Genomic DNA, 14802 nt, shown 5'->3' on the forward strand with positions numbered 1-14802 from the left:
AAAATGAATAAAAGATTAAACAATATAGATTTTTTAAAAATAATATTTAATTTTGGAATAATATATGGTCATATATTACAACATTACCTTATTCCACAATTTAAAGAATATAAAACTTTATTTAATTATACTAGTTATTCATATGGTTATATGTGTGAATTTCTTTTTATAATATCTGGGTATTTTTTATTTAAAGAACTAAATAAAAATGATACTAGAACATTTATAATAAAAAAAATTCAAAGATTATGGCCTATATTTGCATTTTCTATATTTATTACATATATATTATCTCGTTTCTCTTTGTCTAGTTGGACAGATATAAATGTAATACCTGAACTATTATTTTTGAATAGAGCTATAATATATGATATTCCTGTTGTTGTTGGAATAGCATGGTATGTTGGAGCATTATTTTGGAGTAGTATATTTTATTTTATAATATCAAAAATATTTGAAAAAAAAGCTATATATATTATATATTTGATAACTTTTTTTTCATATATGATTTTATTTTCTAAAGTATATTTGTATAGTGAACCTAGAGTATTTAACTCTTTTATAACTTTTTTATGCTAAGAGGTTTTGCTGGTGTAGGTCTTGGTATATTATTTGCTTATAATGTAAGGATAAATAATGATACTAATATAAATTTAAAATCATTTATTATTGGTATATTAGAAATTATTATTTTTATATTAATAATTTTATATTTATCAATAATAAAGATAAAATTTTCTTTTCCTATTGGATTTTCATTATTCACTATATTATTTTATTTATTTCTTAAAGGAGATGGAATATTCAGTATTATCTTAAATAAAGATAAAATAATAATACCATTTATATCTAAATATATATATGGTATATACATTATGCAATTTATTGTATTTGGTATTTGCAATAAATTTTTGTACAAAAATGAGTATTTAGGAGTTGTTAAATTTCCAATATTAAATATTATTATAACAATATTATTATGTTTTATAGTTGGTATTTTATCAAATATAATTGTAGATAAAATAGTTTATTATGTATGCATAAGACCAGACCAGACCAGACCAGACCAGACCAGACTTAATATGTAAAAGGTACATATATACTAATAACAATAATATTATAATAAAAGATAGTAAATTACAACCTAACTATTTAAAATTAATTTGACAAAATAATAATTTAATTTAGAATAAATGTAATATTATTTATATGGTTTTCTTATGACAAGACAAGACAAGACAAGACAAGACAAGACAAGACAAGACAAGACAAGACAAGACAAGACAAGAGATAGATAATATTATAATAATAATTAATAAATTACAACCTATGTTGCAGTATTAAATTGCAGCATAGGTTTTTTTATTAATATTGGAGAAATATAATGTATGAAAATATAAAAAAAGATATTGACAATGTAGTTTGGTGGATTCCATTTAAAAAATTAAGAAATTCATTAAAAAATTATTTACTACAGATCAGTGATTTGAGTAGTAAAATATCTAATTTAGATAATAAACTTAATAATTTAGATAATAAACTTAATAATTTAGATAATAGAATACCTAATATTGTAGAAAATGATTTAAACTATATAAAAGAAAAAATAGGATATGCTGATATTAGAACATATAATATTGATATTAGAACTATTAATATGGAAAAACAAATTAATAGTATAAATAAAGATATAAGAATAAAATTAAATCATATTGCTTCAGAAGAATACAATTATGATAAGAATATTTTTAATAGTATTACCCCACCCTATATATCAATAATAGTACCTATATATAACATAGGTAAAGAATATTTACTAAATTGTTTGAATAGTTTAGTTAATCAAACTTTGAAAGAAATAGAAATAATATTAGTTAATGATTGCTCTCCAAATGAAGAAGATGATTTAATATGCCAAGAATATGCCTTAAAAGATAAAAGAATAAAATATATAAAACATAAAAAAATAAAGGTCCTGGCGGAGCTAGAATGACAGCACTAAGAGAAGCAAAAGGTTATGCTATAGGTTTTGCTGATCCTGATGATGCAGTTGCATTAAATACTTATGAAATAGCTGTTTCTAGAATGCTTATAAATAACGTTGATATAGTTTGTTTTAATTATTATTGGATAGAAAATGATGAAATAACAGATATGCATATAAATATACCACAATTTTTATATGGCAATAATATATTACATTTATTATCTATAGAAAAAATGCATGCTCCTTTATGGGATAAAATTTATAGAAAAGAATTAATAGATAGATTTGAATTTGATTTATTTATTGATAATAATAAACTTGATGATATGATTGCTATAGTAAAGATATTAAGCGTAGCAAATAATTTTGAATATATACCTATTCCTTTATATTTCCATAATAGAAGATATATATCAATAACTAATGATATTGATAAAAAATATATTTTTGATGATAGAAAGTATTCTGTAGAAAATATATTTGATTATTTTACAAGTAATTTTCAATTAAAAGAAAAAAAAATTGAAATGAATAATTTTATTATAACCTTATATAGATTAACTTATGTTTTTATAGACATGAAGTTTTATAGAACTAAGCAAACAGATGAGGATATTGAAATACGTAATTGTCAAATACAATTATTAAAAGACTTGATAAAAGATAATATAAGAGATGGGTATATAACTGAAGAAATTTTTATGGATATATGTAATAAACGTAATTTATTGCCTTTAATAGATTTATATATTAATTAAATTGTCATAAGTAATAAGAATGTATAATATGGTTAAAAAAATTAATAAATAATGTATAAATACCAATATAATTTAAACTATGCAATAATTATAAAATAAAAATTCTGATAAGAATTATGCTAAAAAATATTAAAAAGTTATATTTTTTTAATATTATAAGTTAACATTGATATAAGATAATTTTATAGATTATTAATATTCATATTTTTAGCATAGTTCAATAATCTTGTTTGTCAACATAATAATAAAATTTATTTATAATTATTAATAATATTTTTGATAATTAATAGAAATAAAAAACTTGTTATATTTATATTTTTATATTAGAATAATCAAAATTCAGTTTTATGAAATAATTGGAGCATAAATAATGAGTAATACTAAAGAGAAATTAAAAGAACTTATAAAAGAAAAGTATTTGATAATAGATGGTGCTACAGGTACAGAACTTCAAAAAAAAGAAATAAAAAAAGAATTTTGGATTATAGATGGAAATAATATAGAAGGTTGTAATGAAATATTAAATATAACCGCTCCAAATATAATGAAAGAAATACATATAGATTATTTGAATGCTAATGCCAATATAATAAAAACAAACAGTTTCGGAGCTATACCTTGGGTTTTAAGTGAATATGATATTGCAGATAAAGCTTATGAACTTGCTAAAAGTGCTGCATTAATAGCTAATGATGCAAGAGAAGAATATTTAAAAAATCCTAATTCAAAAGGAGATTTAAATAGAGATGTATTTATTGCTGGCAGCTTAGGACCAGGAGTAAAACTTCCAAGTTTAGGACAAATTAGTTTTGATGAAATGTATAATGGTTATATAGAAGCTGCTAAAGGTTTAATAGACGGAGGAGTTGATATAATACTTCTTGAAACTGCACAAGATGTTTTGCAATTAAAAGCTGCAATACTAGCAGTAAATGATACAGCCAAAAAACTAAATAAAGAAATTCCAATAATGGTTTCTGTAACTATAGAAAAAGAAGGTACTATGCTTTTAGGTACAGATATAGAAACAGCATACACTATACTTTCTAATTTGGATATATTTTCTATTGGTATGAATTGCGGTACTGGTCCAGATATGGCAATGCGTCATATAAAGAAACTTTCAGAAATATCATGTCTTCCTATATCAATACATAGTAATGCAGGACTTCCAGAAAATAGAGGCGGAAAAGCATATTATAGTATGACTCCGGAAGAATTTGCTGATATCAATAGTAAGTTTTTTGAATTAGACGGACTTGCATTTATAGGAGGATGCTGCGGTACTACCCCACTCCATATAAAGGCTTTGGCTGATAAAGTAAAAGGTATGAAACCTAAAAATCCTGCATTAGAAAAACAAAGACCATATATAGCCAGTTTATTTAATGTGGTAAGTATAAAACAAAATCCAGCTCCTTTGATGATTGGTGAAAGAAGTAATGCCACAGGAAGTAAAATATTTAGAGAACTTATGATTGCAGGCGATATGGACGGTATGCTTGATGTAGGTATAAAACAGGTAAAAGCAGGAAGCCATGCAATAGATGTTAATGCAGCTTGGGCTGGACGTGATGAAGTAGAAGATATTACAAAAATTATTTCAGCTTATGTTAAACAAATTTCTTTGCCATTAGTTATTGATGCAATAAAACCTAATGTTATAGAAGCTGCTTTAAAAGTGTATGGTGGAAAACCAATAATAAATTCTGCTAATATGGAACAGGGTGAAGAAAAATTTGATGCTATATGTTCATTAGCAAAAAGATATGGTGCATCTATTATGCTTCTTACAATAGATGAAAAATCAATGGCATTTACTTGCGAAGATAAATTAAAAATGGCTGAGAGAATGTACGACCGTGCTGTTAATGTTCATAAGATACTGCCTCATGATATAATATTTGACCCACTTACATTTACACTTGCAAGCGGTGATGAGAAAAGCTTTTTGGCAGGAGTTGAAACTTTAAATGCTATAAAAGAATTATCAAAAAAATATCCTGAATGTTCTATAAGTTTGGGAGTATCAAATATATCTTTCGGACTTAAAGAAGAAGCAAGAAAGATAATGAATTCAGTATTTTTATATGAAGCTATTAATCATGGACTTACTACTGCTATCGTTAATGTTGCTCAAATACTTCCTCTTTCAAAGATAGATGAAAAAGAAATAGAATTGGCAAGAGAATTGATTTACAATAAAAGCAATACCAAAGAACCTTTAATAAATTATATAAATCATTTCTCTGATAAAAAAGAAAAGAAAGAATTAGCTGGTAATGAAGAAAATATAAAAAAGCCTATAAGGGAAGCTATAAGAGATGCTATGCTTGATGGTGAATGGAAAGATATGCAAAACTTACTCAATGAGGTAAAAGAAAATAGCGAAGAGTTTGGCGGAGAAAAGAAATTTGCCCAAGCTATAATTGATGAAATACTTCTTCCAACAATGGCTGATATCGGTGTGAAATTTGGAGAAGGAACTATACAGCTTCCTTTCGTTTTAGGTTCTGCCGAAGTAATGAAAAAGAGCGTTGACTTCTTATCCGAATTTTTAGAGAAGAAGAAACAAGAAAAAACAGCTAAAATAATACTTGGTACTGTGGCAGGAGACGTGCATGATGTTGGTAAAAATTTAGTTGAAATAATCATAAAAAATAATGGATTTGAAACTGTTAATATTGGTACTAAAGTTCCTATAGAAAAATTTTTAGAAGCATATCATGAACATAATGCAGATTGTATAGGAATGTCTGGTCTTTTAGTAAAATCTACTGAGGTGATGAAAGATAATCTTGCTTATATAAGAGAAAAAGGATTGAGAATACCTATTATATTAGGAGGAGCTGCACTTACAAAAGAGTTTGTAGAAAATGATTGTAAAAAAGTTTATGGAGATACGGCTAAAATATTCTACTGTAAAGACGGCTTTGATGATATATTAGCAATAAAAGAGATAATAGCTGACAGAGATAAAGAAAATAATAATTAAAAAAGGATACTAATCTAGCAATGCCAGAAATAAATCATAAAAATCATGAACATTATATAAATAAACCTCCATTTTATGGAAGAAAAGTTTTTGAGTTTAATAAAGAAATAGAAAAAGAAGCTTTTGATATGATTAACAAAGTTAGACTTTTCAGAGCAGGTTTTGGATATTCTGCTAAAAATCAGGATATGGAAAAATACAATGAAATGATTAAAACAAAAGTGGAACCTAAATACGAAGAAATGAAAAGTAATATTATAGAAAACAATTTAATTGAACCTGTAATGATTTATGGTTTTTATAAAACATTTACAGAGAATGATAAATTATATATATATAATGTTGATTTTAATACTAATGAATTAAAAGATGAAAAAATAGAAATTCCATTAGAACGTATGGAAAATGAGCCTTATAATTCTATAGTAGATTTTTTTGATAAAGAAGAAGATACTATAGGTTTTACTTTTGTAAGCCTTGGAGAAAAGTTTCATAAGTTTTTAAAAGGCTTATATGATAATGATGAATATAAAGAGTATTATTTCTATAATGCATTGGGAACAAATATTATAGAAAACTATGTTGATATACTTCAAAGCCATATGGATAATTTACTTAACTTAAAAAATAACGGCAAAAGAAAACATGTAGGATGCAGATATTCTTTTGGTTATAAGGCACTTACCAATATGTATGGTAACAGGATAATATTTAATCAATTAAAACCAGAAGAATTTAATGTTACACTTACAGAAAGCTATATGATGGATCCAGAAATTAGCACCTGTGCTATAATCTCATTTTGTGAAGATTCTTATTATTTTGCTAATTAATTTATTTTATAGTTTTTAATAAATCAACAACAAAATCATAATTGTTCATACTCATTATATGCATTTTTTTATGTTTTTTAAGCATACTGTGAAATAAATCAGATGATAATTCAACTGCAACTTTTTTTTCTTCTTCTGGAGATTTATCACTAGCTTTTTTGAGTTTATGAAGCCAAGTTTCTGGGATATAAGCTCCGGGAAGTTTATAATATATGAAATATGCTGTTTTATAAGTGAGTATTGGAAAGAATCCTGGAACTAATACAGGCTTATTTTTTAATGGAAGTTCATCTATCCATTTTAATAATAGCTCTAACCTTTCAGCTTCATATATAGGCTGTGTAAATATTGCTTTGACTCCTGAATTGGCTTTTTTAGCAAGTCTTACTTTTAAGTTGTCATTGTTTTTTGCATAACTATTTATTACACAAAAAGGATATATATGCTTCAATGGTTCTTTAAAAGTAAACTCTCCTAAACTCTTACCTTTATTGAGGTCTTTTATTATAGCTATAAGTAATTCAGAGTTACCTTCAAATACAGATTTAGCCTGTTTTTGATTTCCGCCATTTATAGGATCTCCTGTAACAGCGAGTATCATTCTTATATCAAAATAATTTGCACCTATCAAATCATTTTGCAAAGCTATTGAATTTTTATCTCTCATAGTTTGTGTTGCAATGAAAGGCTTATTATTATTGAGTCTTTGATGCAATTGCAATGCTGCAAGTATTGATGATATTTTTAAATTAGCAAATGGTGAATCAGTTACAACAAATCCGTCTATATAATTTGATATATTTGAATTATTTATTTTTTCTTCTATGTATCCTAAATCATATTTAGCCTGAGGAGATATCTCTAATGTAAAAGTGTATTCATCTCTATTTTCTAATTTGGTTATAAAATTTTCTACATTACTGCTATTATTGTTCATACTATATATCCTAAATATTATGTTAATATCCTACTAAAAAAACAAAAAAAGTCAAATAAAAAATCATATTGAAGTTATATAAAAAAGTTATATACTACTTAAAGTTATAATTTTTCAGGATATATTATGAATGTAAGTGAAGATGCCACATTAAAAGAAACCGAAAGACAAATAAGAAAATATAAGGAATTAACAGAATCAAAAATAGAATTTCTAGTTATAAAAATGGGTATACCTACAATTATAAGTATGCTTACAACTTCATTTTACAATATGGCAGATACATTTTTTGTAAGTAAAATAAATACTCAATCCACTGCAGCAGTAGGAATAGTATTTTCAATGATGGCTATAATACAGGCTATAGGATTCTTTTTTGGACATGGTTCAGGTAATTATATATCAATTAAACTCGGAGCAAAAGAAACAGAAGAAGCCTCAAAAATGGCTGCTACTGGATTTTTATCGGCAATGATAGTAGGATTTATTATATTGATATTAGGAATAACATTTATTAAGCCTCTGGCACATGTACTTGGTTCAACAGAAACAATACTTCCATACTCTATAAGTTATATGAAATATATTTTGATAGGTGCCCCATATATGACAGCCTCTCTAGTTCTTAATAACCAATTAAGACTTCAGGGAAATGCTTTATTTGCCATGATAGGCTTGATAACAGGGGCAATTTTAAATATAATATTAGACCCAATTTTGATATTTCATTTTTCTATGGGTGTAAAAGGTGCTGCTATAGGTACAATAATAAGTCAATTTGTAGGATTTTGTATACTTTTAATAGGAACTAATGTATGGGGAACTTTACCTATAAAATTAAAAGATTTCTCGCCTAGCATTCAAAAATATAAAGCTATAATAGTAGGAGGACTTCCTAGTCTTTGCAGACAAAGTATATCCAGTTTTTCTACAGCATTTTTAAATACCGCTTCTGCCCCATTTGGAGATGCAGCAATAGCGGCTATGTCTATAGTTAATAGAGTGGCTATGTTTGCCAATTCTGCAATAATAGGATTCGGACAAGGTTTTCAGCCTGTATGCGGATTTAATTATGGTGCTAAGAAATATGACAGAGTTATAAAAGCTTTCTTCTTTTGTGTTAAAGTATCTACATTTATATTAATTATGCTTTCTATCTTTATATTTATTAATTCATCACAAATTGTGCATTTATTTAATGATAAAGACGAAGCGTTATTATCTGTTGCATATAATGCATTACATTATCAGGCATTAAGTTTGCCTTTATGGGGATTTATAACATTATCCAGCATGATGCTTCAAACTACTAGAAAAACTATAAGAGCTTCCATTTTGGCAGTTGCAAAACAAGGAATATTCTTTATACCAATAATATACATACTTCCTAAAATATTCGGCATAACAGGTATAGAAATAGCTCAGCCTTTTTCTGATTTTCTTACCTTTTTACTCTCTATACCGCTTGGATATAGTATGATAAAAGAAATGAAATCTGAGTTACGAAAAACAATTTAACATAATATATTTATTAAATTAATGCTTGCAGTTTTCTATTATAAGTATATAATGTAGACTATGGAAATAAAAGATTCTACAAGAAGTGCCTTGGTTAGAAAAGGTAATGAACTTTTTAACCAGAAAGATATAGAAGGTGCTTATAGATGCTATCTTACGGCTTCCTACTATGGTGGCATAGAAAAAGTTGCAGATTATTATAATTTTGAAAAGAAAAATATAATAAAAGCTATGCAGCTTTATAAATTTATTATGAAAGAAGATTCTAATCTCGGAGGAAATGTAAGAGCTAAACAAAAGCTAGATAAATTGGCAGAATCTGTGGTTAAAGTGCTTAGAAAATGGCTTAAAGAAGATGAAACTTTCAATAAAGATAATGAAAATGATAAATTGGAATTAAATAGTAAAAATGCAATTCTTCCAAACAATTATAAAAAAAATAGTTTAGAAGATATTTTAAAAGCAAAAGAAAAAATAGATTCTAAAAATAATGATTTACAAGTTAATGATAAAACTGTAAATTCAGATTTCTATTCTAAAAATATTAATATAAAAAAGCCTGTATTTGAACAAATATATACAAATAAACAAAATAAAAAATAAACATATAATTAGGAGTTACCTATGGAAAAAAATGTAGTTGAAATCGAGAATGCTCTTGCATCATTATCATCTAAGTTTTCAAAAAATGATACATTGGTGATAATCTTAGCTGCTGGTCATGGTAAAAGAATTAGAAGTTCTACATCTAAAATGCTTCACACTATATGGGGAGTTCCTAGTATTGAAAGGGTTAGACTTGCAGTAAAAAATGGTATGCCTAAAAGCAATATAACAATAGTTGTTGGAATAAAAGCTCTTGATGTTGCTAATGCAGTTGGAAAGCAGGCTAACACTAATTTTGCTTATCAGGAAGAACAAAGAGGTACAGGTCATGCTGTAAAAGTTGGACTTGATAAGAGTGATTTAAAAAATATAAAATATTGTTATGTAATATATGCTGATATGGGTCTTATTGACTCTGAAACTATGAAAGAGTTTCATGAGGAATTTTTGAAATCTAAAACTGATATGATAGTTATGACTGCTATGTATGATGGTCCTAAAGGAAGTAACTATTATGGAAGAATACTAAGAAGCAGAGGTCTTACTTGCGATGGCAAAAAAAGCAAATACAGACAAGGCTCTCAAGGTAATGTTATAGGAGTTATTGAGTATAAAGACATACTTGCTATGCCAGATGATAAAAAACTATTTAAAGTTTATAAAGATGAAAAATTCTCCTATGAAAAAGATGAATTATTAGACAATTTTAATGAGTATGTTGCTGGTATATATGGTTTTAAAATGAAGCCTTTAGAAGAGCTTATACAAAAATTAGAGTCTAATAATGCACAAAATGAATTATATCTAACAGATTTGATAGAAATTTTTATTAATAATAATTTATCAATATCTACTTATATGCCTAAAGATAGCAGAGTTGTTTTGGGATTCAATGATAAAACAGTTCTTAAAGAGATGGAATCTATAGCCAGATCTAATGTTTATAATAAACTTAAGAACATAATCACTATATATGATGGAGAAGATTTCTTCATTGATGATTCTGTCGTTGAGCAGATATTAGAAATAGATAAAGATGAAAAGCCTTTGGATATATATATAGGAAAAGGTGCTTATATAGGTAAAGGTGTCAAAGTTAATTATGGAGTTACAATATCACATGGTGCTAAAATAGAAGGTAATGTATATCTTGGCGAGCATGCATATATAGGAGATAATGTGCTGCTTTCTTGCTTGGAGAATCAGAAACTTATATTAGATGATAATGTTAAGATATATTCTGGAAATCAGATTAAAGGTAATGTATATATAGGAAAGAATACTACTTTAGAAAGAGGTGTTAATGTTACAGGAAGCGATAATCACCCTGTTAATATTGGATCTAATGTACTTATTAAAGGAGTAAGCTATTTATATGGCTCTATTGTTGATGATAATGCCTATATAGAACATTGTATATTCTATTATTCTCATATAAAAGCATTACTTGATGATAAAGGCAATGTGATAAAATGCAGATTCATAAGACCTAAAGAAGAAGGTGTTGAAGCTGTAAGCAAAATAGAAGATGCTAAAAAATCTAAAAAGAAATAGTGTATTAATATTTGTTACAATAATAATATTATTTGCAAGTTTAAATGCACAATATCAAAAAGAAATAAAAAAAGATGCTCCTCCCCTTACAGAGCATTATGTTAGAATGAGCGGGTTTGAATCGCTTTACACTTGGTCCATAGCCTCTTTAAGGGAGGAACCATATATTAGTGAGTTATTTATAGACGGATACAATAATGTGCATTTTGCTTATTATGATAATCTTCTTAATACGGCAGTATATGTTACTGGAAAAGACGGAAATTTTACTAGAACTATATTAGATAATAATAGGGATCTTGGTAACTTTGTAAGTATAGCATTAAACAATAGAAATGTACATGTATCATATAATAAAGCAAATAAAATATTATATGTCAATAATAATTCCGGTACTTTTAATAATTATACTATGGATATAAGGCAGAACAGAAAAATTGTTGATTTGAAATTAGTTATGTCAGCATTCAATTATCCTACATTATTTTTTGTAGATAATAGAGGCATATTATCCGTATCAAGATTTTATAGGGATAATTTCTTTTCTGATTTTATTTATACTAACAGAATAGTTGACAGTGTTTATCCAGTTGCGGAAAAAGACGGTTATGCATTATATATGCATGAATATCAAACAGGTAATATATTATATGGTTCTAGAAAAACCAATACTGCATTTAAATTTTTTGATGACAGAGCAATAGTAACTAATTCTAGTATTTATTCTGTTTCTTATGAAGAGCATAACAGATTTAATATAGTTTATCTTACAAAAGATAATCCTCAAACTATTAATTATACTAGATTTTATGATGGAGTATTTACTAATGGTGCAATAATTACTGAAGATGAAAATATAATCTCTTTAGATTCAGCATTGGACTATGCAGCACAAATAATGGTTTTATACACTAAAGAGAATGGTAATAAGTACTTATTTATGGATAATAGAATCATAGATTTATCAGTTTTAGGAACAAGTATAGGAAATGTAAGATTGAAATCAGCACAATATCCATATTTTTATATATTGTATTATAACAATATATTTAATGAACTTAGAATTACAAAGATTAATATAAGTGATATTGAAAAATTAAAATAAACCGATAATTGATTTAACATTTTTATATTATAAATGTTATAAAAATAAGTATTAATAGGATTTTTTTATGAGTGATGATCAACCAAAAATATCGTTTATAGAGAAAAACCCAAGAACTTGCCCTGTATGTAAAAATGAATTTTATCATGAAATGCTTCTTACAGGTGGGGGAAGATTAATTGCTGGAAAATTAAGAGATGATTTAAGAAGAACTTATGAAAAAAGTAAAAAATATGGTACAGTTTACCCTTTAATATATGTAGTAGTAGTTTGTCCTCATTGTTTATATGCAGCTTTTCAAGAGGATTTTAACTTAATAGATCATAAAAAAATAGATGAAGCTGCAGATGGTGCGAAACTAAGAGCTTCATATATGAAAGAATTTTTTGGAAACGATGTAGATTTTACAAGACATAGAACACTTATAGAAGGTGCTGCCAGTTATTTCTTAGCTTTAGATGGATATCGTTATATAGGAAAGGACAGCGCACCTACTTTAAAAAAGGCTTTATGTTCTTTGAGATTAAGTTGGACTTTGGAAGATTTGGCAAATGTCTATCCTAATGAAAATTATGATAGACTTATTCCTTTCTTTCAATATAAAGCTAGCGAATTATACTCTGCTTCTATAGAGTGTATGCAAAATGGAAAAGAAAATTTTGAAAAATTAAAATCATTTGGTCCTGATATAGATAATAATTTTGGATATGAGGGTATGCTTTATATGGGAGCATTGCTTGGAATGGATGCTTCTAAATTTATACCAGATCCTAAAGTAAAAGCAGAAACCCTTGTTCAGGCTAAGAGAAAAATAAGTAAAATATTTGGATCTGGAAAAAGCAGTAAGTCAAAACCTTCTGCTTTACTTGAAAAAATAAAGGAACTTCATGTCGCTATAACGGAAGAATTAAATCAGCTTAATGAAGAATATGGTATAGATGTAAGCTAATGAAGAAATTGAATGCTTATTTATTAAAAGAATTTCTATCTTTCTTTTTTGGTTCTTTGCTGCTTTTTGTTGTGCTAGTTACTATAGCTGAACTAAGCGGCAGATTATCATATTATATTCAGCGTCCTGAAGTGTTGAAATATATTATTATATACCATTCTTTTAGAATACCTCATAATATATACTATATATTTCCTGTAGCTTTAATGTTTTCATCAACTTATGTATTAGGAACATTTGTAAAAAATAAGGAAATGCTTGCCATTGAAAATTCAGGAATTAGTTTATTTAGATTTTCTATGCCAATGTTTATTATTGTAATTGGTTTATGTTTATTTCTAGTATTATTTTGGCAATTTGTGGCTGCTCCGTCAAATAAAAAATCTTTCATAGCAAATGATACTATAAATGGATATGATCAGGCATCTAAAAGTGGACCGTGGGAACTCTTTGGAGGAAATAATTATTTATATTTTATAGAAACTTATTTTTATAAAGAACAATATATGAAAAATACCATTGTATTAAAACTTAATGATGATGGAGGAATTAAATTTAGAATATCAAGCCCTCATATACAATGGAACAATGAAGATAAAAAATGGTATGTTTTAAATGGAATATTAACTACATTCAATGAAAACAAAGAAATAAAAGTTGAAAAAATAAATAATTATCCATTAGATGTTTTGGAACGTCCTGAACATTTTTATGGAAGACCTCTTCTAGATTCCATGAGTTTAACAGAAGAAGCTCGTATTATAAAACTGCAAAAAGAAGTTAACATGAATACTTCAAGATTAGAAACAGACTTACATTATAGAATATCATATTGTTTTTCAGGTTTTATTATTGTATTGCTTGCTTCATTATTTTCTAAATTTTCAACTCAAAGTGTTTTAGTTATAAGTTTAGTTATGGTTATCATAGTTGCTTTGATGTATTACTCTATACTTATGATATTTAGATCTATGGGAGAGGCAGGCAATATGAATCCTTTTATTGCAGCTTGGATGCCTAATATTATATTTGCTATACTTTGTATATTAGCATTTAAGAAATTCCATTAATTTAATTCTTTTTCCATAATTAAAGCATTAAATTGATCATCATAATATTTTTTCTAACAGCGATTTCTTTAAATCCATTTTTTATATAGAAGTTTTTAGCATTAATATTATTTTCATGTAAATCTAATTTTATACTGTTTACATTATTATTTTTTGCATCATCAAATAAATATGATAACAATTTTTTGCCATAACCTTTATTATTGGGATATGAAGCTATAAATATTATATCTGCTTCAGGTTCTAGTAAAAAATATATTAAAAATCCTGTTATTTGATTATCATCTTTTATTATAATAACTTTATGATATTTATCTTTTATATACTGTTTTATATAATCTTTTGATAAATGTGTATATTCACTTTTTGAAGATATTAAAGAAATAGAATCTATTATATTATCATTAATATTATTTACAATTTCTAAATTTTCCATTTTAATATTTAAAAATAATGAATTTAAAATAAAAATGAATAAGGAAATATAATC

The 14802-nt window shown here is 26.1% G+C and carries 12 protein-coding genes and 1 pseudogene; 11 read left to right on the forward strand and 2 right to left on the reverse strand.

All coding sequences use genetic code 11. The annotated features are described in order from the left end of the window. Nucleotides 1-3 precede the first annotated feature (3 nt). The 5 genes and pseudogenes from BINT_RS07210 to BINT_RS07230 all read left to right on the forward strand — a co-directional run bounded on the left by BINT_RS07210 (nt 4) and on the right by BINT_RS07230 (nt 6573). Nucleotides 4-579 carry an acyltransferase family protein gene (locus BINT_RS07210; RefSeq protein WP_014487905.1) on the forward strand — a complete coding sequence of 192 codons (576 nt, stop codon included), beginning with the start codon at nt 4-6 and terminating at the stop codon, nt 577-579. Further along, nucleotides 573-1088 (forward strand): hypothetical protein, encoded by a 516-nt coding sequence (locus BINT_RS07215; protein ID WP_014487906.1) that lies wholly within the window; start codon nt 573-575, stop codon nt 1086-1088. Before BINT_RS07210 ends, BINT_RS07215 begins: the two co-directional genes overlap by 7 nt. A 569-nt stretch (nt 1089-1657) precedes the next feature. Continuing rightward, a pseudogene (locus BINT_RS14435) lies at nt 1658-2745 on the forward strand (glycosyltransferase family 2 protein). Between the two features lie 370 nt (nt 2746-3115). Continuing rightward, complete coding sequence (locus tag BINT_RS07225; protein WP_014487909.1) at nt 3116-5740, forward strand: homocysteine S-methyltransferase family protein; 2625 nt, start codon at nt 3116-3118, stop codon at nt 5738-5740. Between the two features lie 20 nt (nt 5741-5760). Then, complete coding sequence (locus BINT_RS07230) at nt 5761-6573, forward strand: vitamin B12 dependent-methionine synthase activation domain-containing protein (protein ID WP_014487910.1); 813 nt, start codon at nt 5761-5763, stop codon at nt 6571-6573. 1 nt (nt 6574) lies between these two features. Here the strand turns inward: BINT_RS07230 and BINT_RS07235 are convergent, their stop codons facing one another. Then, nucleotides 6575-7510: a methylenetetrahydrofolate reductase gene (locus BINT_RS07235; protein WP_014487911.1), complete on the reverse strand. Its 936-nt coding sequence runs from the start codon at nt 7508-7510 to the stop codon at nt 6575-6577. Between the two features lie 126 nt (nt 7511-7636). Here BINT_RS07235 and BINT_RS07240 point away from each other — a divergent pair, with 126 nt between their 5' ends. The 6 genes from BINT_RS07240 (at nt 7637) to BINT_RS07265 (ending at nt 14312) form a co-directional block, all read left to right on the forward strand. Then, on the forward strand, nt 7637-9028 hold the full coding sequence (locus tag BINT_RS07240) for an MATE family efflux transporter (protein ID WP_014487912.1): 1392 nt from the start codon (nt 7637-7639) through the stop codon (nt 9026-9028). Between the two features lie 60 nt (nt 9029-9088). Beyond that, on the forward strand, nt 9089-9631 hold the full coding sequence (locus BINT_RS07245) for a hypothetical protein (protein ID WP_014487913.1): 543 nt from the start codon (nt 9089-9091) through the stop codon (nt 9629-9631). A gap of 21 nt (nt 9632-9652) precedes the next feature. Continuing rightward, nucleotides 9653-11188: an NTP transferase domain-containing protein gene (locus BINT_RS07250; protein WP_014487914.1), complete on the forward strand. Its 1536-nt coding sequence runs from the start codon at nt 9653-9655 to the stop codon at nt 11186-11188. Beyond that, entirely contained in the window at nt 11163-12293 is a 1131-nt protein-coding gene (locus tag BINT_RS07255) for a hypothetical protein (protein ID WP_014487915.1), read from the forward strand. Before BINT_RS07250 ends, BINT_RS07255 begins: the two co-directional genes overlap by 26 nt. A 67-nt stretch (nt 12294-12360) precedes the next feature. Beyond that, nucleotides 12361-13242 (forward strand): DUF2225 domain-containing protein, encoded by an 882-nt coding sequence (locus BINT_RS07260; protein WP_014487916.1) that lies wholly within the window; start codon nt 12361-12363, stop codon nt 13240-13242. Next, nucleotides 13242-14312: an LptF/LptG family permease gene (locus BINT_RS07265; RefSeq protein ID WP_014487917.1), complete on the forward strand. Its 1071-nt coding sequence runs from the start codon at nt 13242-13244 to the stop codon at nt 14310-14312. Before BINT_RS07260 ends, BINT_RS07265 begins: the two co-directional genes overlap by 1 nt. Before the next feature lie 19 nt (nt 14313-14331). On the opposite strand, the gene BINT_RS07270 is transcribed toward BINT_RS07265, so the two are convergent. Continuing rightward, nucleotides 14332-14748, reverse strand: coding sequence for a GNAT family N-acetyltransferase (locus tag BINT_RS07270; RefSeq protein WP_014487918.1), 417 nt, complete (start codon nt 14746-14748; stop codon nt 14332-14334). Nucleotides 14749-14802: the final 54 nt, after the last annotated feature.

The sequence above is a fragment of the Brachyspira intermedia PWS/A genome (assembly GCF_000223215.1).
Classification (GTDB): Bacteria; Spirochaetota; Brachyspiria; order Brachyspirales; family Brachyspiraceae; genus Brachyspira; species Brachyspira intermedia.

Bases quoted from the DNA above. Each gene is read 5' to 3' on its own strand.
- BINT_RS07210 (WP_014487905.1), top strand. From the start codon at position 4: ATGAATAAAAGATTAAACAATATAGATTTTTTAAAAATAATATTTAAT.
- BINT_RS07245 (WP_014487913.1), top strand. From the start codon at position 9,089: ATGGAAATAAAAGATTCTACAAGAAGTGCCTTGGTTAGAAAAGGTAAT.
- BINT_RS07255 (WP_014487915.1), top strand. From the start codon at position 11,163: ATGCTAAAAAATCTAAAAAGAAATAGTGTATTAATATTTGTTACAATA.
- BINT_RS07230 (WP_014487910.1), top strand. From the start codon at position 5,761: ATGCCAGAAATAAATCATAAAAATCATGAACATTATATAAATAAACCT.
- BINT_RS07250 (WP_014487914.1), top strand. From the start codon at position 9,653: ATGGAAAAAAATGTAGTTGAAATCGAGAATGCTCTTGCATCATTATCA.
- BINT_RS07215 (WP_014487906.1), top strand. From the start codon at position 573: ATGCTAAGAGGTTTTGCTGGTGTAGGTCTTGGTATATTATTTGCTTAT.
- BINT_RS07240 (WP_014487912.1), top strand. From the start codon at position 7,637: ATGAATGTAAGTGAAGATGCCACATTAAAAGAAACCGAAAGACAAATA.
- BINT_RS07225 (WP_014487909.1), top strand. From the start codon at position 3,116: ATGAGTAATACTAAAGAGAAATTAAAAGAACTTATAAAAGAAAAGTAT.
- BINT_RS07270 (WP_014487918.1), bottom strand. From the start codon at position 14,748: ATGGAAAATTTAGAAATTGTAAATAATATTAATGATAATATAATAGAT.
- BINT_RS07235 (WP_014487911.1), bottom strand. From the start codon at position 7,510: ATGAACAATAATAGCAGTAATGTAGAAAATTTTATAACCAAATTAGAA.
- BINT_RS07265 (WP_014487917.1), top strand. From the start codon at position 13,242: ATGAAGAAATTGAATGCTTATTTATTAAAAGAATTTCTATCTTTCTTT.
- BINT_RS07260 (WP_014487916.1), top strand. From the start codon at position 12,361: ATGAGTGATGATCAACCAAAAATATCGTTTATAGAGAAAAACCCAAGA.